The sequence below is a fragment of the Paucibacter sp. JuS9 genome (assembly GCF_044043925.2).
Taxonomy (GTDB): Bacteria; Pseudomonadota; Gammaproteobacteria; order Burkholderiales; family Burkholderiaceae_C; genus JAUASW01.
On record NZ_CP194172.1, the window covers coordinates 526,001 to 543,354 of the forward strand.

A 17,354-nucleotide genomic window follows, 5' to 3' on the forward strand; every position below is an offset into this window, starting at 1 on the left:
GGAAGCTCCGTCCCCATGTCCCGTTTTTCGCTGCTGATTGTTGAAGACCAGGTCCGTTTCAGAGACGCCTTCACCCATGCGCTGGCTGGCAGCGAAGACATCCAGTTGTTGGGCATTGCGCAAGACCTGCCCAGCGGCCGCCAGCTCTTTGACCTGCACCGGCCCGACGTGCTGCTGGTCGACCTGGACCTGCCCGGCGGCAGCGGTATCGAATTGATACGCCATGCCGCCGCCACCCATCCCGATTGCGACGTGATGGTGATCTCGGTCTTTGGTGACGAGCAGCATGTGCTGTCCAGCATCGAGGCCGGCGCCACCGGCTACCTGCTGAAGGACGCGCTGGCGCTGGAACTGCCCACGCAATTGCGCTCGCTGCGCGCCGGCGGCAGCCCGATCAGCCCGGTGATTGCTCGCCGCCTGCTGATGCGCCTGGCGCCATCGGCACCGCACCTCTCCAGCTCGGCCCTGCCGCAGGGCGACGAAGCGGCGGTGGCGCTCTCCGAGCAGGAGTCGCGCGTGCTGCATCTGGCGGCCAAGGGCTTCACCTTCGACGAGATCGCCCAGTTCATGCAGGTCTCGCCGCACACCGTCATGACCTATGTGAAGCGCACCTACCGCAAGCTGCAGGTGCGCAGCAAGGTCGAGGCGATCTACGAAGCGCGCCGCCTGGGCTGGCTGCGCGATTGATAGAAGCTCGCCAGGACTGACACCGGGCTGTGCAAGAATCGTCCGCAATGTCCGACGCCAGCCCACTCCCCAGCCCCCCCCACGGTGATGGCACTGTGCCCGCGGCCGCTGAAGCCCAGCCGCGCCGCCGGCCCAAGCCGGGCGAGCGCCGGACGCAGATCCTGCAAACCCTGGCCAGCATGCTGGAACAGCCGGGGGCAGACCGTGTCACCACGGCCGCACTCGCAGCCCGGCTGGAAGTGAGCGAGGCCGCGCTGTACCGGCATTTCGCCAGCAAGGCGCAGATGTTCGAAGGGCTGATCGAGTTCATCGAAAGCAGCATCTTCACCCTTGTGAACCAGATCACCGAGCGCGAAGGGTCGGGTCTTGCCCAGGCGCAGAAGATCGTCTCGGTGCTGCTGCAGTTCGGCGAGCGCAACCCCGGCATGTCCCGCGTGATGGTGGGCGACGCACTGGTCTACGAGAACGAGCGCCTGGTCGCGCGCATGAACCAGTTCTTCGACCGCATCGAGTCCTCGATGCGCCAATGCCTGCGCCAGGCCGCCGAAGAAGCCGGCTCGGCCACGCCGACGGTGGCGGCCAATGCCCAGGCTTCGGTGCTGGTCAGCTTCGTGATCGGCCGCCTGCAGCGCTATGCCCGCTCGGGCTTCAAGCGCGAGCCGACCGAGCAGCTGGAAGCCGCGCTGCGCATGCTCGGCGGCTGAAGCCGTTTTCAGAGCGGTCAGGAACGGAACAGGCGCGAATACTGCGCCTCGTGCTGCGCAGACAGGATGGCCAGCATCGGCGCGAAGGCCTGTCGATCCCCATCCATCAAAGCCAGGGCGCCATCGACGGCGGCCGGTATCGCTTCACCCAGCGTATGCAGCATGCGCTGCCCGGCCACCTGGCCCAGCGGCACGGCCTTGATGGCGGCGGCCACCATGTTTTCCGCCCAGGCAAAGGCGTGAGCCAGCAGGGCTTCGCGCAGGGGCGCCCCGGTCTGCTGCGCGGCCAGCGCGAAGGCGACCGGCCAGGTCGGCGCCGGCTTCAATGCAGACAATGCCTGCAGCAGCGCCGCATCGGCATCAGGCTTGTGCCGCAGCCATTCGGCCAGCGAGCGCCCCATCTGCTCGGCCTGCAGGCGCAGTTCGCGGCTTTCGCGGGTCTGCAGCACCCAGTCGTTCAAGGCCGTGATGCGCGTCAGATCGGCATTGGCCCAGGCCTCGAACGCGGCGGCGCAGACGCTGAAATCGGCACGCGCCTGTGTCAATCGCAGTTGATCAAGCAGCCAGGCCTGTGCGCTGGATTCGTCAATGACCTGGCCGGCATCGACCGCCGCTTCCAGCCCTTCCGAGTAGCTGAAGCCGCCCACCGGCAGCGCCGGCGATGCCAGCTGCAGTAGTTGCAGCCAAGCCCGGGCTTCCATGCTCATGCCGGCCGCAGGCAGGCGGCCTGGCCTTCGCTGGGCGTCGTCAAGTGCGCAGGCACTGGACTCGGTCCCAGCTCAGTGCTTGCAGCCCGGACCGTGCACATGTGGCGCGGCGGCAATCTTGATGCCTATGGGCTTGGGCGCGGCATGGGCATGACCGTGGCCGTGTTGGTGGCCCTGGCCTTCGCCACCGTAGGCGCCAGCCTCGGGCTCGAAAGCGGCCTTCACCTCGGCGACCTCCAGGTGCATCTGCCTCAGCATGTCGGCCAGCACATGGTCGGGTTCCAGCAACAGCCGGTCCTTCTGCAGCTCCAGTTGCACATGCCGGTTGCCCAGGTGGTAGGCGGCGCGCATCAGGTCGAAGGGCGAGCCGTGCTCGGCGCAGGCGCGCACTTCCAGCAGTGCCTGCTCGGCAGCGACCACGCGCAGGAGCGAGCCGTCTTCGGCCACCAGCACATCGCCGCCGCGCACCGTGCTGCCGCGCGGCAGGAAGACGGCGAGCACCCGCTCCTGGCTGTCGCGGGCATCGAAGCGGCTCTTCTGGCGCGTGTCCCAATCCAGCACCACTTCGGGCGCCCGCTTGAGCAGGGCGGCGGCCAGGCCCTGGCCACGGGGAATCAGCTTGTTGATGGTCAGCATGGAAGTCGTTTCAGAAATCGACGGCACGGGTCTTCATGCCGCGGGCGATCATGGTCGCATTGATCAGCTGCGCCTGCTCGCGGGTCGCGAAAGGCCAGATGGTGGGCACGAAGCCGGCGGGCGTCTCGATCACCTGGAATTGCAGCGCGTCGGGTTGCCGGGTAACGCCGGTCAGCATGTCCTTCATGCGGGCGAGATAGGCCTCGGCGTCGGTGCGCTTGGCGCTGGGCGGGCCCACCAGGGCCACTGGCTTGCTGCTCAGTGGCGGCACCACCGGGGCCACCTTGGGCTCGGCCTTGGCTTCTGTCCTGGGTTCGTTCCTTGTTTCAGCCTTGACCTCGGCCTTGCCTTGCGCCTTCGGATCCTTCTTGTCAGCCTTGTCCGGCGCCGTGGCGGCGGCGGGTGCCGGGGCGCTGGCCCCGCCGGAAACGCGCAGCGGCGGCGCGCTGGCGGCGCGATTGACCGTGACCAGGCGCGGGCGGATGTCGGGTTGCGGGCCGCTTGCCTGGTCGGGCAATTCAGAGGCTGGCACGGCATTGCCGGGGTTGTTCATCACCGAGCTGGCAGCGGGCGCCGGTGTCGGTGCAGAGGCCACCGATACCGGGGCGGTGACGGCCGCGGTGGGGGCCGAAGCAAGATCTCCCGCAGCTGATGCTGCCGATGGGGGCGGTGCGGCCGATGGGGCCGATGCAACAGGAGCAGGCACTGGCTTGCTGGCAGCGGCGGCGGGTGCCGAGGCAGGCTCAGCGGCCACATGGGCTTCGCCCGCCGGATGCATCCAGCTCCAGCCGGCCCAGGCCATGCCGCCCAGCAGCAGAAGTGCCGCGATGGCGCTGCGCACCGGGCTGATGCAGCGCCGGCCGCAAAGCATCAGGCTGCGACCGCCACCCTGGCCGATCAGCACCCGCGTTCGTGAGGCGCCGGCGTCGATACCGGCGCTGACCAGGAAGAGTTCGAACGGCCAGGCGCCACCGCGGTGCTTGGCCGAGCCCTTGGCCACATAGGATTCGTCCACCGCGGCGGTGCGGCGCGGCCAGTGCGGGTCGCCTGGCGCCTCGTTGTAGCCATAGTCCAGGGCAAAGCGGGCCACGCTGGCGGCGCTCAGGCCGGGAATCATTTCCTCGCTGAAGACCGGCCATTGCCAATGGTTGCCCCAGCGCTGGCGGCGCATCCGGAACCACAGGTTCTGCAAGGGCTGCAGCCAGGCCGGGCCGCGGGGCGCACGGGGCGCGCTGTCGGTCTCGAAGCGGCTGAAGGCGCCGGGCTCGTTGCCGCCGTCCTCGTCCTCTTCGTCGCCCGCCCCTTCGATCAGCGCATCACGGGTCTCGGCGTTGTGCAGCGGATCGACCTCTTCGGTCAGCACCGGCTCCACCGGCAGGGGCGGGCGCCGGTTCTGCCGCATGAAGGGCAGGGCGATCACGCCAACCGTGTGCACATCAAAGGCGCTGATCCGCTTGGCCAGCGGATGCCTGTTGTGCCAGGCCACGATCTGCTCGGTCAATCGCTCCATGCTGTGCGGGACTGCGCTGCCTCGTCGCTGTGTTGTTGGGAGGGGTCGGCCACCATTATCCGGGCTGAAAAAGCCCCGGATCCCGCAAAGACGGCCGTTCAGCGCCCCTGTTTCAGAGCTGACGGGTCATGAAGGCGCTGTACGGGTCCTCTGCATAGTCGGCAAAAGGCCCGCAAAACTTGAAGCCTGCGCTGGCATAGAGCCTGCGGGCCGGCTCGAACTCGGGCTGACTGCCCGTTTCCAGGCTCAGCCGCGTGAGGCCCCGGGCGCGGGCTTGCTCGAGGATGTGGTTCAGGATGGCACGCGCCGCACCCTTGCCGCGCAAGGCCGTCGGCGTGCGCATGGACTTGATCTCCCCCTCGGTGGGCGACAACTGCTTGAGTGCGCCGCAACCCAGCAGCTGCTCGCCCTCCCAGATCGTCCAGAAGGTGATCTCGGGCTGGCGCAGCTTGTCCAGGTCCAGCGCATGCACGCTCTCGGGCGGCGAGAGCTCATGCATATGGCGCAGGTGCTCCTCGAGCAGGGCGTGGATTTCAGGACCGCGCAGGTCGTCGATGCGGATTTTCATGGGTCGCGAGGGCAGGTTCGTTCAGGATGGAGGCTGCAGAGCCAGGGCCATCGCGGTGTAGTCGAGTCGGTGACCGTCGATGCGGAACATGTCCGGCCATTCGCCGACGACGATGAAACCCAAGCTCTCGTACAACTTCAGCGCGGGCCGGTTGCTGCTCAGCACGTGCAGATCGATATGGCTCAGGCCTGCTTCACCGCGAGCCCAGCTCTGCGCTTGACCAAGCAGTTGGCGTGCCAGCCCCTGTTGGCGGTGTTGCCGATCCACGCCGAGGCCCAGCAGGCAGCGATGCTCGGTGTGGGCTTCCAGATGTGCCCGCAGGTCCACATGGCCGGCGATGGCGCCCGTCGCTGCATTGCGGGCGACCCAGGCTCGGCGCCAGCCGGGTTGGTTCATCGGCGTTTGCAGCGCTTGCAGAAAGCGGGCGGCGCGCTCTGGAGAAACCTGCGAGGCGGCACAGGGCATGGGCTGGAAATAGCCCGTATCGGATTGGCCGTTGTCGCGAAGGTGATCGTTCAGGTAGTGGACGAATATCTCGAAGTCCTCAACCTGCAAGGGCTCGATGCGGATCGTGCTCATGGGCTGGTCGCCTGTTCTGCGCTGCAGATCGCCGGGTTCTGACCGAGTAGCTGGGCCTGTGCATTGCCGCGGGAGCGTGGCGGCTCGCCACGGAGGTCGCAGCGAACCACCACCTCGCGGCCGGCTCGGTCGCCCCGCTGTCCGATCAGGGCGGCAAGCTCGGCGGGCTGTCCGGCGCGGCGCAGGCACAGGCCTGTCAGGCTCGTCTGCAGCTCGGGCGGCACCAGGAACGCATAGAACAACTCCATGCGCGAGCGCCGCGGCAAGCTGAATCGCCCTTCGGACGATAGCGCTACCGGCTCGCCCGGTGCTTCGCATGGCTTGCTGTGCGCCGGCTGGGTGGACAGGAACAGCTCGACGCCTTGCCCCGGCAAGGCCAACACCTGGCCCCTGATCTCGGGTCGCAGCTGGACCTGATGGGGCCAGGGCGCGCAGGCCGAGAGAGCCAGGGCGGCTGGCAGCAGAAGCAGGATGGGGCGCATGGCCGCCGTTCTATCACGCGTTCTGCATGCGGCGGATGGCCGCAGCGCAATTCAGAACAGGAAATAGCGCTGCGCCATCGGCAGCACGGTGGCGGGCTCGCAGGTCAGCAATTGCCCATCGGCCCTGACCTCGTAGGTCTGCGCATCGATCTCCATGCGCGGCAGATAGGCGTTGTGGACCATGTCGGTCTTCTTGACCGTGCGGCAGCCCTTGACAACCGACAGCGACTTCTTCAAGCCATAGCCCTGCGCCGCTGCAAGCCCGCTCTGCGAGACAAAGCTCAAGGAGCCGGCCGACAAGGCGCCGCCGAAGCTGCCGAACATCGGACGGTAGTGCACCGGCTGCGGCGTCGGAATGCTGGCGTTCGGGTCGCCCATCGCGGCCGCAGCGATGAAGCCGCCCTTGAGCACGAGGCTCGGCTTGACGCCGAAGAAGGCCGGCCGCCAGAACACGAGGTCGGCCCATTTGCCGGCCTCGATCGAACCCACCTCGTGCGCGATGCCATGCGTCAGCGCCGGGTTGATCGCAAGCTTGGCGATAAAGCGCTTGACGCGAGCGTTGTCGTGGCGCTCGCTATCTCCAGGCAGGGGCCCGCGCTGCACCTTCATCTTGTGCGCGGTCTGCCAGCAGCGGATCGTCACTTCGCCCACGCGGCCCATGGCTTGCGAGTCGGAGCTGAACATCGAGATCGCGCCGAGGTCGTGCAGGATGTCTTCGGCGGCGATGGTCTCGCGGCGGATGCGGCTCTCGGCAAAGGCCAGGTCTTCGGCGATGGAGGCATCAAGGTGATGGCAGACCATCAGCATGTCCAGATGCTCGTCCAGCGTGTTGACCGTGTAGGGCCGCGTCGGATTGGTGGAGGAGGGCAGCACATTGGCTTCGCCCACCACCTTCATGATGTCGGGCGCATGGCCGCCGCCGGCGCCTTCGGTATGGAAGCTGTGGATGGTGCGGCCCTTGAAGGCGGCGATGGTGTCTTCGACGAAGCCGCTTTCGTTGAGCGTGTCGGAATGCAGGGCCACCTGGACGTCGGATTCCTCAGCCACCGAGAGGCAGCAATCGATGGCGGCCGGCGTCGTGCCCCAGTCTTCATGCAGCTTCAAGCCCACCGCGCCGGCCTCGACCTGTTGCCGCAAGCCTTGCGGCTGGCTGGCATTGCCCTTGCCGAAGAAGCCGAGGTTCATCGGGAAGGCCTCGGCAGCCTGCAGCATTCGCTTGATGTTCTCGGGGCCCGGCGTGCAGGTGGTGGCGAAGGTGCCCGTGGCCGGGCCGGTGCCGCCACCCATCATCGTGGTGGTGCCGCTCATCAGGGCTTCTTCGATCTGCTGCGGGCAGATGAAGTGGATGTGGGTGTCGATGGCGCCGGCCGTGACGATCAGGCCTTCGGCGGCGATCACCTCGGTGCCGGGGCCGATGACGATGTCCACGCCCGGCTGCACGTCCGGATTGCCGGCCTTGCCGATGGCCGCGATGCGGCTGCCGCGCAGGCCGATGTCGGCCTTGACGATGCCCCAGTGGTCGATGATCAAGGCATTGGTGATCACGCAGTCGACCGCGTCGCTGGCAAGCGGCCCATTGGGCTGCTGCGACTGGCCCATGCCGTCGCGGATGGTCTTGCCGCCGCCGAACTTCACTTCCTCGCCGTAGCCTCCGGCGCGCAGGGTCAGGTCTTGCTCAACCTCGATGATCAGCTCGGTGTCGGCCAGGCGCACCCGGTCACCAACTGTCGGGCCGAACTGCTCGGCATAGGCTCGCCTGTTGATCGTGCTCATAGCTCACCTTGCACCAGCCCACGGAAGCCGAACACCCGCCGGTAGCCCGAGTACGACACCAGCTCCACCGTGCGTTGCTGGCCCGGCTCGAAGCGCACGGCCGTGCCGGAGGCGATGTTGAGCCGCATGCCATGCGCCGCCGCACGGTCGAAGCGCAGGGCGCCGTTGGTTTCGGCGAAGTGGTAGTGCGAGCCGACCTGGATCGGGCGGTCGCCGCTGTTCTCCACGGTCAGCTGGAGTGTGCGCCGGGCAGGGTTGAGCGCCAGGTCAGGGCCGTCGGTGAACAGTTCGCCTGGAATCATCTCGGCCGCTCCTTACTTGCGCTTCTTCAGGAACCACAGCAGGCCAGCGGCCAGGGCCAGTGGCAGCAGCAGGTCGGTGGCATGCCAGTGGCTGATGCCCTCCTGCCCGTGACCTTCATGGGCAAGGGCATGCCAAGGGAGAAGGAGGAGTGCTGGCAACAGGGCTTTCATGGTGCGGGTCTCGGGCCTCATGCAATGGGTTGGTGCACGGTCACCAATTTGGTGCCATCCGGGAAGGTCGCTTCGACCTGGATTTCGGGAATCATTTCGGCCACGCCCTCCATCACGTCGGCCTTGCCGAGGATGGTCTTGCCCTCGCTCATCAGCTGGGCCACGCTCTTGCCGTCGCGCGCGCCTTCCATGATGGCTGCGCTGATCAGGGCCACAGCCTCGGGGTAATTGAGCTTGAGCCCGCGGGCCTGGCGACGCTCGGCCAGCAGGGCGGCGGTGAAGATCAGCAGCTTGTCCTTCTCGCGCGGGGTCAGTTCCATGCACGGTCCTTCGCACATTCGATGCCAGCGAGCTTAGGCAGTACGGCACGCCCCTTGCAATCAGGTGTTGCGATGCCCGATAACTGTTCAATGCCCAGCACACCCGATCTCGACGACCCAAGCCTGGCGCCGCTGCTGCCCAGCGCGCCGCTGGTGAGCGCCCATGGCGAGCGCATTCTCTTGCTGAGTGCCTTGCCGCAAGCCTGGGCGGCGCATGCCGATGCAATGGAGGAGTCCGGCTACGGCGTTGTTGTGCTGCCGCCCAGGCTGCCGCTGCCGCCCGAGCTGGAAGCGCCGGATCTGATTCTTCTGGATGCGCCCGAGCCCAAGCACCTGGGCCTGCTTGCGCGCCTTCGCGAGGCTGGTTTGACGGTGCCCATCCTGGTGCTGTGCCTGGCGGGCGTGGAGGGCATGCCGGCCTCTGCCATGAAGGCCGGTGCCAGTGATTGCCTGCTGGCGCCGGTGCGTCCGCGCGAGCTGCTGCTGCGGCTGGCGGCGCACCTGCGGCGCGCGCCCTCAAAGCCGCGCAGCGCACTCGATGCCTTTGGCCACGCCAGCATGGCAGTGCGCGAGACCGACGGCTGGTGTGTCTGGCAGACGGCGCTGGCCCGCACGCTGATGGCCGAGTTCTTCAGCGGCGGTCATTTCGAGCGCGGCCGGCTGCCGCCGGAGCTGCTGCTGTGGATGCACCGTGAAGTGCTGCGGCGCCGGGTGGGCGCCGAGCCAGGCGAGCTGACCGTGCTGCCTCAATTGCGGCCGGACTCACGGCCGAGCACCGCCGCCCTGGTGGCCCGCAGCGAGAGGCGTTTGAGCTTCTCGCTGCGTGCGGTGGACCCCGATGCCTTGGGCGAGGGTCAGTGGCTGATCGTCCTGCACGAACCAGCCGAAGAATCGACCCCCAAGCCCGCTGCGACTCCCTGAACCTGCTTCAGCGCAGGTCCACACTCATCACGATGGGGCAATGGTCCGAAGCGCCCAGGACCGGGTCGGTCTTGCCGGCCAGTGCCACTGCGCTCTGACCCAGCGCGCCGATGCCCACTTTCTGAGCGCCACTCACCTTGGCCTTGAGCTTCTCGGCGACGACGAAGTGGTCCAGGCCGATGGCATTGCGGCAGCCCAGGCCTGAGGCATCGCCCAGCGGCGCCATCTCGTCGCGCTTCAAGGCCTCGGTCTTGGAGCGTTCGCACAGCCCGGCCAGCTTGGCGTCGAGCTTGCATTCCAGCGAGACCAGGCTGGCACGGGTGTTGGCCGGCTCGCCGTCGAATACTTCCTTGTAGAGGCTTTGCGTCTTCACGCCGGCCGGCAGCGGCTTGGCGAGGTCGGTCGAGCCATCGCTGCGCACGGCCTTGGCGCCTTCCAGCTCATTGGCTTCATGCCAGAGGTTGCGGTTGAAGTCGCCCAGCACGATGAACTGATCGGCGCCGGCCGCCAGCTTCTCGACCGCGGCTTCGATCGGTGCGACCTGCTGCTGCAGGACTGGGCAGGGGTCGGTAAAGCGCTCGTTCGTGCGGTCCTGGTCCAGGCGGCCACGGCCGTCCAGCGGGCTCACGCAGCTGGACTTCAGGTGCACGGTCATGAAGCTGGTGCGCTTGTCGCCGGTCTTCAAGGTCAGCACGAGGCCGGGGCGGACCTGGTCCTTGTCGGCCACGGTCGGCAGCGTCATCGCGTCCTCGGTTCGGCATTCGCCCGCACCAAGCTCCTTGCGCCAGGCAAAGGCCAGGCGCTGGACCTTGAAGCGCGGCTCGAACGAGCAGACATTGAAGCGGTCCGAAGCCGCACCCAGCGCCTCGCGCACCGCAGCCACGCCAGAAACTTCCTGGAAGGCAATCACGTCGGCCCGCACGTCCTTCTCGAGGACCTGGGCGATCTGCCGGTTGCGCTCGGCCCAGGCGCCGGGCGTCACCGCCAGCTTGGTCCGGTCTGCGCCTTCATAGACGCCGCAGGGCGGCATCTTCGACAGGTCCACGCCTTCCAGCTGGGAGCGCGACTCCTTGATGAACCAGCCCACCGTGGCGCCGGCCGTGCCCTCGGGCACGACGCGCCAGACGCCATCGCTTGCGCTCTTCTGATAGGACTTGCCGCATTGGGCCAGCCAGGCGGGCAGTTCGGCGGTGGAGACATGCCAGCCGAGGTTCCAGCTGGCGACGCGCACGGCCTGGGCGGCCGCGGGCGTGGTGGCGGTGATGGCCAGCAGCGTGGCGGCCAGGGAGGAGAGCAGGGGGTACTTCATGAGGGATCCGATGGGGTTGGTACTGCGGCCGCGCGATGGTAGCGGCTGCGCATGCCTTCGCCGTTTGCGCAATCGGGAGTGCGGCGGACTTTGCACTTTTTCACGATCGCGGCCTGCATGCGGGTTTTGCCACCGCCCGTCTCAGGGGGAGTACGGGCTCATTTCGCAGGCGCGCCGGTCAGAATGGGGCAATAGCTCAGCAGCAATACAGGGACGGTATTCATCATGCGGCGCAGCGGTCGGCGTTTTTTCTCCTTTGTTTCGGGCGCAGGCCTGTACCTTGCCGCGATGATGCTGGGGCAGTACCTGGGCTCCATCGGTGTTCCGCACAGCTGGACAAGCATGTTCGGCTCCCGCGGCAGTGCCGAGGTGCGGGTGGCGGAGGCCTTCATATTCGCGCTGCCGGTTTTCCTGATCTGCCTGGTCTGGGCCTGGCTGACGGTGCGGCCCTGGGGTGGTGCACGTACGCCGCACACCGCCTGGTGCGTGGGTGGCACCATGGTCGCCGCTGCGGGCACCTTGCTGGCCGGCGTGATGATGTTTTCGCTCAAGCCGCCCGGCTACGAGGTGCCGGTGACCTACATGCTGTTCCGCTCCAGCCAGGCGCCTCTGTGGGGAGTCCAGAACACGCTGGCGGCTTTTGCCGGCCTGAGCCTGGCAGTGTTTGCCGTGGCGCGCTACATGCGGCGCCACCCGCCGGTCCGCTCGCGCCGCAGCCAGGCTTTCAAGCCGGCCACCGCGCTGGGGCCGGTGCCCCGGTCGCCGGGTTCGTCGAGCTGAGCTCGCTCAGCCCTGCGCCAGCATGGCGCGGCCCAGGGCCTCGGCCACTTCGATGCCATCCACGCCAGCTGACATGATGCCGCCTGCGTAGCCCGCGCCTTCACCGGCCGGGTAGAGGCCCTTCACATTCAGGCTCTGGTAGTCCTTGCCGCGCGTGATGCGCAGCGGCGACGAGGTGCGGGTCTCGACGCCGGTCAGGACTGCGTCCGCCATGTCGAAGCCGCGGATCTGGCGACCGAAGGCAGGCAGCGCCTCGCGGATCGCCTCCAGCGCATAGGCCGGCAGGCTGCCGCGGCCCTTTTGCTGCAGGTCGGTGAGCGTGACGCCTGGCTTGTAGGAGGGCTCGACCGAGCCGAAGGCCTTGCTGCGCTGGCGCTTGATGAAGTCGCCCACCAGCGAGCCCGGCGCCAGGTAGCCGCCTTCGCCCAGTTCATAGGCGCGCGACTCCCAGATGCGCTGGAAGGCCATGCCGTCCAGCGGGTTCACCAGGCTGCCGTCGGTCTTGCCGTCCTGGCGATAGTCTTCAGGCGTCAGGCCCACGACGATGCCGGCATTGGCATTGCGCTCGTTGCGGGAGTACTGGCTCATGCCGTTGGTCACCACGCGCTCGGGTTCGCTGGTGGCTGCCACGACCGTTCCGCCGGGGCACATGCAGAAGCTGTAGACCGAGCGGCCGTTCTTGGCATGGTGCACCAGCTTGTAGTCGGCCGCGCCGAGGATCTCGTTGCCGGCATTGGGGCCGAAGCGTGCCTTGTCGATGATGCTTTGCGGATGCTCGATCCGGTAGCCGATCGAGAAGGGCTTGGCCTCCATGTAGACGCCGCGCTCATGCAGCATCTTGAAGGTGTCGCGGGCGCTGTGGCCCAGCGCCAGCACGACATGGTCGCTGCGGATCTGCTCGCCGGATTCCAGCATCACGCCGCGGATGTGCCTGCCTTGCGGGCCTTCCTCGATCAACAGGTCGCTGACCTTCTGCTGGAAGCGGATCTCGCCGCCCAGCGCCTCGATGTCGGCGCGCATCTTGATCACCATCGACACCAGCCGGAAGGTGCCAATATGGGGCTTGCTGACGAAGAGGATTTCCTCCGGCGCGCCGGCCTTGACGAACTCGGTCAGCACCTTGCGGGTCAGGAAGCGCGGGTCGGAAATCTGGCTGTAGAGCTTGCCATCGGAGAACGTGCCGGCGCCGCCCTCGCCGAACTGCACGTTCGATTCGGGGTTCAGCTGCTTCTCGCGCCACAGGCCCCAGGTGTCCTTGGTGCGTTCGCGCACCTGCTTGCCACGCTCCAGCACGATGGGCCGCAAGCCCATCTGCGCCAGGATCAGCGCCGCGAAGATGCCGCAGGGTCCGAAGCCGATGACCACCGGCCGCGGCCGCTCGCCGGCATGGAAATCTGCCGGCGCATGCCCGACGAACTTGTAGCTGGTGTCGGGCGTCGGCTTGATCTGGTGGTCGCCAAGATGGCTGGCCAGCACGGCCGCTTCATCTTCCAGCTCGCAATCCACCGTGTAGATCAGCAGCATCGCGCTCTTCTTGCGCGCGTCGTAGCTGCGCTTGAAGACGGTGAAGGACTTCAGGGCCGAGTCTTCAATGCCCAGTCGCTGGACGACGGCCGGGCGCAGTTCGCCCTCGGCATGGTTCAGCGGCAGGCGGAGTTCGTTGATGCGGAGCATGGCGATGGCTCAATTCGAACGGTAGAAATAGTACAGGCCCCTGCCGAAAACGGCACGGGCCTGTAGGTACAGCGCGCGGGCCTGACGGCCCCGGGATTCAACCCGAATGAGGACGCTTGCCCGGATTCTTTTTGCTGCGGGTGTGCGAACCACGCTCCAGGCTGCTGCGGTGGCCGGCGCCCATGCGCGACGGCGTGCCGGCCAGGCGCGGGGTGGCGCGGCGGTCGGCTTCGGTCTTGATCTTGTTGCCCATGATGGCTCCGATGAGTGAAAGCGAAGCCGGACCCTGGAAGGTCCGGTCTGGGGCGGGATTCTAACCGGTCGCCGCGGTGACAGCCTTGGCGGCCCGCCAGCCCGATGATTTGCGCCATGGGAACCCTGCATTTGGTGCGCCACGGCCAGGCCTCGTTTGGCGCCGCTGATTACGACCAGTTGAGCCCCTTGGGCGCGGAGCAATGCCGTCGCCTGGGTGCGTACTGGCAGGCCCGCGGCCAGCGTTTCGACGCGGTGCTGCGAGGCTCGCTCAAGCGCCATGCGCAAAGCTTGGAGGCGATTGCCGCGGGCATCGGCGGCCTGCCCGAGCCCCTGGTCTGGCCGGGGCTGAACGAATACGACAGCGAGGCCGTCGTGCGTGCGATCCAGCCCGGAGATATTCAGCATCCGCGCGATGCCGAGGAGATGAAGAACCATTTCCGGCTCTTGCGCACCGGCCTGCTGGCCTGGATGAAGGGCGAATCGCAGCCGCTGGGCATGCCCGGCTTCAGTGAGTTCTCGGCGGGTGTGGCCGGCGCGCTCGCGCATGTGCGCGAGCATCATGCCGGCGGGCAGGTCCTGATCGTTTCCAGCGGCGGGCCGATCTCGGTGGCGGTGGGCCAGGTGCTGGCCGCGCCGCTGGAATCCGTCATCGAGCTGAACCTGCGCATCCGCAACAGCGCTGTCAGCGAATTCGTCGTCACGCCCAGGAAGCATTCATTGCTGAGCTTCAACAGCCTGGCGCATCTGGACGACGCACCAGGCCTGCACACCTACGCCTAGGACAGGGGGCAGAGGCCCCTGGGCCGGCGCCGAGCGCCTCAAGGCTTCACGAACTTGAGCGTCATGCGGTCGCTCTCGCCGATGGCCGCGTACTTTTCGCGGTCCTTGTCCTTGTTGGTGAAGGTCGGCGGCAGGGCCCAGACGCCGCCTTCATGGTCGGCCTTGTCCTTGGGGTTGGCATTGATCTCGCTGCTGGCGGCGAGCTTGAAGCCCACGCTCTCGGCCGCCTTGATCACGTAGGCCGTGCTCATGTAGCCGCTCGGTGCCTTGGCATCCTGGGCCTTGTTGGCCGGCAGGCGGTGCTCGACGACGCCGAACACGCCACCCTTCTTCAGCGCATCGAAGGCGCCCTTGAACACGAGGGTGACCTTGTCGTCGCCCATGGCCATCCAGTTGTGGATGTTGCGGAAGGTCAGCACCAGGTCCACGCTGCCGGCGGGCGCCAGGCTGGTGTCGCCCCGCGCCACATCGAAGGTGCCGATGCGGGTCTTGTCGTAGAGCTCGGGCTTGGCCGCCAGGCGGGCCTTCAGGCGCTCGACACCGGCCAGGGCATTGGCCGGGGCCGTGGGCACCACGCCCGCGCCAAGAATGAGCTGCCCCTTGTCGCGCAGATAGGGCGCCAGGATCTCGGTGTACCAGCCGCCACCCGGTGCCAGCTCGACCACCGTCTGGTCGGGCTTGATGCCAAAGAAGCTCAGGGTTTCATAGGGATGGCGCGCGCTGTCGCGGGCACTGTTGGTGGCTGAGCGGTGCGAGCCGGCGATGGCCGCCTTCAAGGCTTCGTCGGCTTGCGCCGTGCCAAGCATCGCAACTGCCGACAGCGCGGCACAGATCCAGGTCTTCATTGCATGAGCTCCGAGTGAGAGAAGGCGTGGAGTATGGCGCTGCTGCCAAAGCCCTGCTGGAGGTCATTCACCGGGCAGGGCTTCTCGCACCAGGCGCATGCCGACCAGGGTGTAGCGGGTATCGGGTGCGTTCCAGTTGCGGTAGCTGGAGCGGGCATAGAAGGCCCAGGTGTGCCAGGAGCCGCCGCGCCGCACCTTCACGCCGCCGTCGGGCGGGCCTTGGGGGTCGTCCACCGGGGAGTTCTTGTAGTAGTCGTCAGCATGCCAGTCCGACACCCATTCCCAGGCATTGCCATGCATGTCATGCAGGCCCCAGGCATTGGGAGCGAAGCGGCCCACCGGCGCGGTGAAGGCAAAGCCGTCGTGGCCGGCCAGGGCCATCGCCTGCCAATGCGGCCAGTGACGGGCACTGTCGGCGTCAAAGATGTTGGCCGCCTTCAGGAGCGAGGCCGGGTCGTCGCCCGAGTGATAGCGGCTGCGGGTGCCAGCACGGGCCGCATATTCCCACTCGGCTTCGGTGGGCAGGCGGTAGCGCCGGCCTTCGGTCTTGGTGAGCCAGTCGGCCAGGGCCTGGGCGTCGTTCCAGGTGATGTTGACCACCGGATGATCGTCGCCCTGCTGAAAGCCGGGGTTGCGCCAGGAGTAGCGCTTGTCCCGGCCCTCGAAGGCATCGCCGCGGCGCGTCTTGGACGGGTCGTAGTCGGCCCGCCAGCCATAGCCGCCGGTGCCATCGGCCTCGGATTCAGGCACATAGCCCGAGGCCTGGATGAAGCGGCGGAACTGGCCCACAGTCACTTCATGGCGGCCCATCCAGAAGGCCTTGGTGATGCGCACCCTGTGCACCGGGCCTTCGTCCTGCAGGAGCTCGAAGCGCTCGCGTGGCAGCTGCGGATAGTCGCGCGCCATCGTATCGGGCTTCTCGTCACTGCCCATCAGGAACTCGCCCGCCGGTATCTTGACGAAGCTCATGCTCAGCGTGTTGTGCTGCACTTGGGCGATGCTGGCCGAGGCCAGCAGAAAGGCCGTCAGGCCGAGGAACGTTTTCATGCGCCGATGCTAGGGCCGGGGCGATCACCGAGAATCGGGGCTTATCACTAGCGCCTCTGCCTGCCGAGCCCCTTCCCGATGTTCAGCCACCTGCTCGCCAACGACGCCCCCGATGCCTTGCAGCGCTTCATGCGCCTGCTGGAGACTTCGCTGGCCGATGGCACGTTCGCCAAGCTGTTGCTCAGCAAGCCGGTGGGCGAAGACAAGACCCTGCAGCGCCTGATGGTGCGCGAGGTGCAATTGCGCGGCGAGCGCCAGCTCTCCTTCCTCTGGCGGCACCAGACCAAGGACATCACAAAGAACCATCCGGTGCCTGAAGCGCTGCGCCTCGTGGTCGGCCAACTGGGTACGGAGTTCCACAACGCCCATCTGCTCGCTGGCAATCAGGAAGTGCAGCTCGCCTTCAGCCGCAAGGGCCGGCCCACGATCCGTGTCGGCAAGGTCGATGCCGCTGCGGCGCCGGCCGAAGGCGACGCGCATGACCGCGAGAAGCAACGCCTGCTCTCGATCGAAAGCCCGTTCTGGACCGATCTGTCGCTGACGCACGAGGTCAGGGGCGAGCGCCAGCTGGTGCCGGCCATGGCGCGCAAGTGGAAGCAGATCAATCGCTTCATCGAGATCTTTTCGTCCGCTTTCAACAACTCCACGCTGGCCGCCAGCCCCGACGTGCATGTGGCCGACTTCGGCTCCGGCAAGGGCTATCTCACGTTTGCGATGCACGACTGGCTGCGCCGCCAGGGCAAGGACGCGCAGGTGGTGGGCGTGGAGCTGCGCGACGACATGGTGGCCCTGTGCCGCGGCGCGGCCCAGCGGCACGGCCTCGCCGGCCTGCGCTTCGACCAGGGCGATGTGCGCTCCTACACGCCCAAGCGCCTGGACGTGATGATCGCCCTGCATGCCTGCGACATCGCCACCGATTTCGCCATCCATCTGGGCCTGCGCGCCGGGGCGCAGATCATCATGTGCTCACCCTGCTGCCACAAGCAGTTGCGGCCGCAGATGACGCTGCCAGCCACCTTGCGGCCGATGCTGCAGCACGGCATCCACCTGGGCCAGGAAGCCGAGATGGTGACCGACTCATTGAGGGCGCTGCTGCTGGAGGCCGAGGGCTACGAGACCCAGGTGTTCGAGTTCGTGGCGCTGGAGCACACCAGCAAGAACAAGATGATCCTGGCCATCAAGAAGCCCGGGGTTCAACCAGAGGCCAGGCGCCAGGAAGTGCTGGCGCAGATCGAGGCGATCAAGGCCTTCTACGGCATCCGCCAGCAGGCCTTGCAGGAACTGCTCTGCGCGGCTTGATCAGG

General features: G+C 67.2%; 21 protein-coding genes. 6 read left to right on the forward strand and 15 right to left on the reverse strand.

Going from position 1 to position 17,354, the window contains the following annotated elements; translation table 11 throughout:
* The first annotated feature begins 15 nt into the window (after positions 1 to 15).
* Together ABT392_RS02260 and slmA are read left to right on the forward strand one after the other, a co-directional pair.
* The gene (locus tag ABT392_RS02260; protein WP_334278487.1) at positions 16 to 687 is read left to right on the forward strand and encodes a response regulator transcription factor; all 672 of its coding nucleotides are present in this window, start codon (positions 16 to 18) and stop codon (positions 685 to 687) included.
* Positions 688 to 734: 47 nt separating this feature from the next.
* Complete coding sequence (slmA, locus tag ABT392_RS02265) at positions 735 to 1,391, forward strand: nucleoid occlusion factor SlmA (protein WP_334278488.1); 657 nt, start codon at positions 735 to 737, stop codon at positions 1,389 to 1,391.
* Positions 1,392 to 1,408: 17 nt separating this feature from the next.
* On the opposite strand, the gene ABT392_RS02270 is transcribed toward slmA, so the two are convergent.
* The 10 genes from ABT392_RS02270 to ABT392_RS02315 form a co-directional block, all read right to left on the reverse strand.
* Positions 1,409 to 2,092 (reverse strand): urease accessory protein UreF, encoded by a 684-nt coding sequence (locus tag ABT392_RS02270; RefSeq protein WP_334278928.1) that lies wholly within the window; start codon positions 2,090 to 2,092, stop codon positions 1,409 to 1,411.
* Positions 2,093 to 2,170: 78 nt separating this feature from the next.
* Positions 2,171 to 2,734 carry an urease accessory protein UreE gene (gene ureE / locus ABT392_RS02275; protein WP_395386765.1) on the reverse strand — a complete coding sequence of 188 codons (564 nt, stop codon included), beginning with the start codon at positions 2,732 to 2,734 and terminating at the stop codon, positions 2,171 to 2,173.
* Between the two features lie 10 nt (positions 2,735 to 2,744).
* Positions 2,745 to 4,244 carry a hypothetical protein gene (locus ABT392_RS02280; protein ID WP_395386764.1) on the reverse strand — a complete coding sequence of 500 codons (1,500 nt, stop codon included), beginning with the start codon at positions 4,242 to 4,244 and terminating at the stop codon, positions 2,745 to 2,747.
* A 112-nt stretch (positions 4,245 to 4,356) separates the two neighbouring features.
* Complete coding sequence (locus ABT392_RS02285) at positions 4,357 to 4,812, reverse strand: GNAT family N-acetyltransferase (RefSeq protein ID WP_334278491.1); 456 nt, start codon at positions 4,810 to 4,812, stop codon at positions 4,357 to 4,359.
* A 21-nt stretch (positions 4,813 to 4,833) separates the two neighbouring features.
* Complete coding sequence (locus tag ABT392_RS02290; protein WP_395386763.1) at positions 4,834 to 5,391, reverse strand: GNAT family N-acetyltransferase; 558 nt, start codon at positions 5,389 to 5,391, stop codon at positions 4,834 to 4,836.
* On the reverse strand, positions 5,388 to 5,873 hold the full coding sequence (locus ABT392_RS02295; protein ID WP_395386762.1) for a hypothetical protein: 486 nt from the start codon (positions 5,871 to 5,873) through the stop codon (positions 5,388 to 5,390). The genes ABT392_RS02290 and ABT392_RS02295 overlap by 4 nt, the downstream gene beginning before the upstream one ends.
* Before the next feature lie 51 nt (positions 5,874 to 5,924).
* Positions 5,925 to 7,646, reverse strand: a complete 1,722-nt coding sequence (gene ureC / locus ABT392_RS02300; protein ID WP_395386761.1) for an urease subunit alpha — start codon at positions 7,644 to 7,646, stop codon at positions 5,925 to 5,927.
* On the reverse strand, positions 7,643 to 7,948 hold the full coding sequence (locus tag ABT392_RS02305) for an urease subunit beta (RefSeq protein ID WP_395386760.1): 306 nt from the start codon (positions 7,946 to 7,948) through the stop codon (positions 7,643 to 7,645). The genes ureC and ABT392_RS02305 overlap by 4 nt, the downstream gene beginning before the upstream one ends.
* Before the next feature lie 12 nt (positions 7,949 to 7,960).
* On the reverse strand, positions 7,961 to 8,119 hold the full coding sequence (locus ABT392_RS02310; protein WP_395386759.1) for a hypothetical protein: 159 nt from the start codon (positions 8,117 to 8,119) through the stop codon (positions 7,961 to 7,963).
* A 17-nt stretch (positions 8,120 to 8,136) separates the two neighbouring features.
* Positions 8,137 to 8,439, reverse strand: coding sequence for an urease subunit gamma (locus tag ABT392_RS02315; protein WP_334278498.1), 303 nt, complete (start codon positions 8,437 to 8,439; stop codon positions 8,137 to 8,139).
* Positions 8,440 to 8,529: 90 nt separating this feature from the next.
* On the opposite strand from ABT392_RS02315, the gene ABT392_RS02320 reads away from it, so the two are divergent.
* Complete coding sequence (locus ABT392_RS02320; RefSeq protein ID WP_395386758.1) at positions 8,530 to 9,360, forward strand: response regulator; 831 nt, start codon at positions 8,530 to 8,532, stop codon at positions 9,358 to 9,360.
* Between the two features lie 7 nt (positions 9,361 to 9,367).
* On the opposite strand, the gene ABT392_RS02325 is transcribed toward ABT392_RS02320, so the two are convergent.
* On the reverse strand, positions 9,368 to 10,669 hold the full coding sequence (locus tag ABT392_RS02325; protein ID WP_334278500.1) for an endonuclease/exonuclease/phosphatase family protein: 1,302 nt from the start codon (positions 10,667 to 10,669) through the stop codon (positions 9,368 to 9,370).
* Between the two features lie 225 nt (positions 10,670 to 10,894).
* Between ABT392_RS02325 and ABT392_RS02330 the strand changes: the two genes are divergently transcribed.
* Positions 10,895 to 11,449 (forward strand): hypothetical protein, encoded by a 555-nt coding sequence (locus ABT392_RS02330; RefSeq protein ID WP_334278501.1) that lies wholly within the window; start codon positions 10,895 to 10,897, stop codon positions 11,447 to 11,449.
* A 6-nt stretch (positions 11,450 to 11,455) separates the two neighbouring features.
* Here the strand turns inward: ABT392_RS02330 and ABT392_RS02335 are convergent, their stop codons facing one another.
* Positions 11,456 to 13,123, reverse strand: a complete 1,668-nt coding sequence (locus ABT392_RS02335) for an NAD(P)/FAD-dependent oxidoreductase (protein ID WP_334278502.1) — start codon at positions 13,121 to 13,123, stop codon at positions 11,456 to 11,458.
* A gap of 97 nt (positions 13,124 to 13,220) precedes the next feature.
* A complete protein-coding gene (locus ABT392_RS02340; RefSeq protein WP_289253711.1) occupies positions 13,221 to 13,376 on the reverse strand; it encodes a hypothetical protein in 156 nt (51 codons plus the stop codon).
* A 116-nt stretch (positions 13,377 to 13,492) separates the two neighbouring features.
* Here ABT392_RS02340 and ABT392_RS02345 point away from each other — a divergent pair, with 116 nt between their 5' ends.
* Entirely contained in the window at positions 13,493 to 14,158 is a 666-nt protein-coding gene (locus ABT392_RS02345) for a histidine phosphatase family protein (protein ID WP_395386756.1), read from the forward strand.
* Positions 14,159 to 14,196: 38 nt separating this feature from the next.
* Here ABT392_RS02345 and ABT392_RS02350 read toward each other — a convergent pair whose 3' ends face one another.
* Positions 14,197 to 15,003 (reverse strand): class I SAM-dependent methyltransferase, encoded by an 807-nt coding sequence (locus ABT392_RS02350; RefSeq protein WP_334278505.1) that lies wholly within the window; start codon positions 15,001 to 15,003, stop codon positions 14,197 to 14,199.
* 63 nt (positions 15,004 to 15,066) lie between these two features.
* The gene (locus ABT392_RS02355; protein WP_395386755.1) at positions 15,067 to 16,050 is read right to left on the reverse strand and encodes a formylglycine-generating enzyme family protein; all 984 of its coding nucleotides are present in this window, start codon (positions 16,048 to 16,050) and stop codon (positions 15,067 to 15,069) included.
* Between the two features lie 78 nt (positions 16,051 to 16,128).
* On the opposite strand from ABT392_RS02355, the gene ABT392_RS02360 reads away from it, so the two are divergent.
* Entirely contained in the window at positions 16,129 to 17,349 is a 1,221-nt protein-coding gene (locus tag ABT392_RS02360; protein ID WP_395386754.1) for a class I SAM-dependent methyltransferase, read from the forward strand.
* The last annotated feature ends 5 nt before the right edge of the window (positions 17,350 to 17,354 follow it).

Coding starts and splice junctions, on each gene's coding strand:
- ABT392_RS02260 (WP_334278487.1), top strand. CDS start 16: ATGTCCCGTTTTTCGCTGCTGATTGTTGAAGACCAGGTCCGTTTCAGA.
- slmA (WP_334278488.1), top strand. CDS start 735: ATGTCCGACGCCAGCCCACTCCCCAGCCCCCCCCACGGTGATGGCACT.
- ABT392_RS02270 (WP_334278928.1), bottom strand. CDS start 2,092: ATGGAAGCCCGGGCTTGGCTGCAACTACTGCAGCTGGCATCGCCGGCG.
- ureE (WP_395386765.1), bottom strand. CDS start 2,734: ATGCTGACCATCAACAAGCTGATTCCCCGTGGCCAGGGCCTGGCCGCC.
- ABT392_RS02280 (WP_395386764.1), bottom strand. CDS start 4,244: ATGGAGCGATTGACCGAGCAGATCGTGGCCTGGCACAACAGGCATCCG.
- ABT392_RS02285 (WP_334278491.1), bottom strand. CDS start 4,812: ATGAAAATCCGCATCGACGACCTGCGCGGTCCTGAAATCCACGCCCTG.
- ABT392_RS02290 (WP_395386763.1), bottom strand. CDS start 5,391: ATGAGCACGATCCGCATCGAGCCCTTGCAGGTTGAGGACTTCGAGATA.
- ABT392_RS02295 (WP_395386762.1), bottom strand. CDS start 5,873: ATGCGCCCCATCCTGCTTCTGCTGCCAGCCGCCCTGGCTCTCTCGGCC.
- ureC (WP_395386761.1), bottom strand. CDS start 7,646: ATGAGCACGATCAACAGGCGAGCCTATGCCGAGCAGTTCGGCCCGACA.
- ABT392_RS02305 (WP_395386760.1), bottom strand. CDS start 7,948: ATGATTCCAGGCGAACTGTTCACCGACGGCCCTGACCTGGCGCTCAAC.
- ABT392_RS02310 (WP_395386759.1), bottom strand. CDS start 8,119: ATGAAAGCCCTGTTGCCAGCACTCCTCCTTCTCCCTTGGCATGCCCTT.
- ABT392_RS02315 (WP_334278498.1), bottom strand. CDS start 8,439: ATGGAACTGACCCCGCGCGAGAAGGACAAGCTGCTGATCTTCACCGCC.
- ABT392_RS02320 (WP_395386758.1), top strand. CDS start 8,530: ATGCCCAGCACACCCGATCTCGACGACCCAAGCCTGGCGCCGCTGCTG.
- ABT392_RS02325 (WP_334278500.1), bottom strand. CDS start 10,669: ATGAAGTACCCCCTGCTCTCCTCCCTGGCCGCCACGCTGCTGGCCATC.
- ABT392_RS02330 (WP_334278501.1), top strand. CDS start 10,895: ATGCGGCGCAGCGGTCGGCGTTTTTTCTCCTTTGTTTCGGGCGCAGGC.
- ABT392_RS02335 (WP_334278502.1), bottom strand. CDS start 13,123: ATGCTCCGCATCAACGAACTCCGCCTGCCGCTGAACCATGCCGAGGGC.
- ABT392_RS02340 (WP_289253711.1), bottom strand. CDS start 13,376: ATGGGCAACAAGATCAAGACCGAAGCCGACCGCCGCGCCACCCCGCGC.
- ABT392_RS02345 (WP_395386756.1), top strand. CDS start 13,493: ATGGGAACCCTGCATTTGGTGCGCCACGGCCAGGCCTCGTTTGGCGCC.
- ABT392_RS02350 (WP_334278505.1), bottom strand. CDS start 15,003: ATGAAGACCTGGATCTGTGCCGCGCTGTCGGCAGTTGCGATGCTTGGC.
- ABT392_RS02355 (WP_395386755.1), bottom strand. CDS start 16,050: ATGAAAACGTTCCTCGGCCTGACGGCCTTTCTGCTGGCCTCGGCCAGC.
- ABT392_RS02360 (WP_395386754.1), top strand. CDS start 16,129: ATGTTCAGCCACCTGCTCGCCAACGACGCCCCCGATGCCTTGCAGCGC.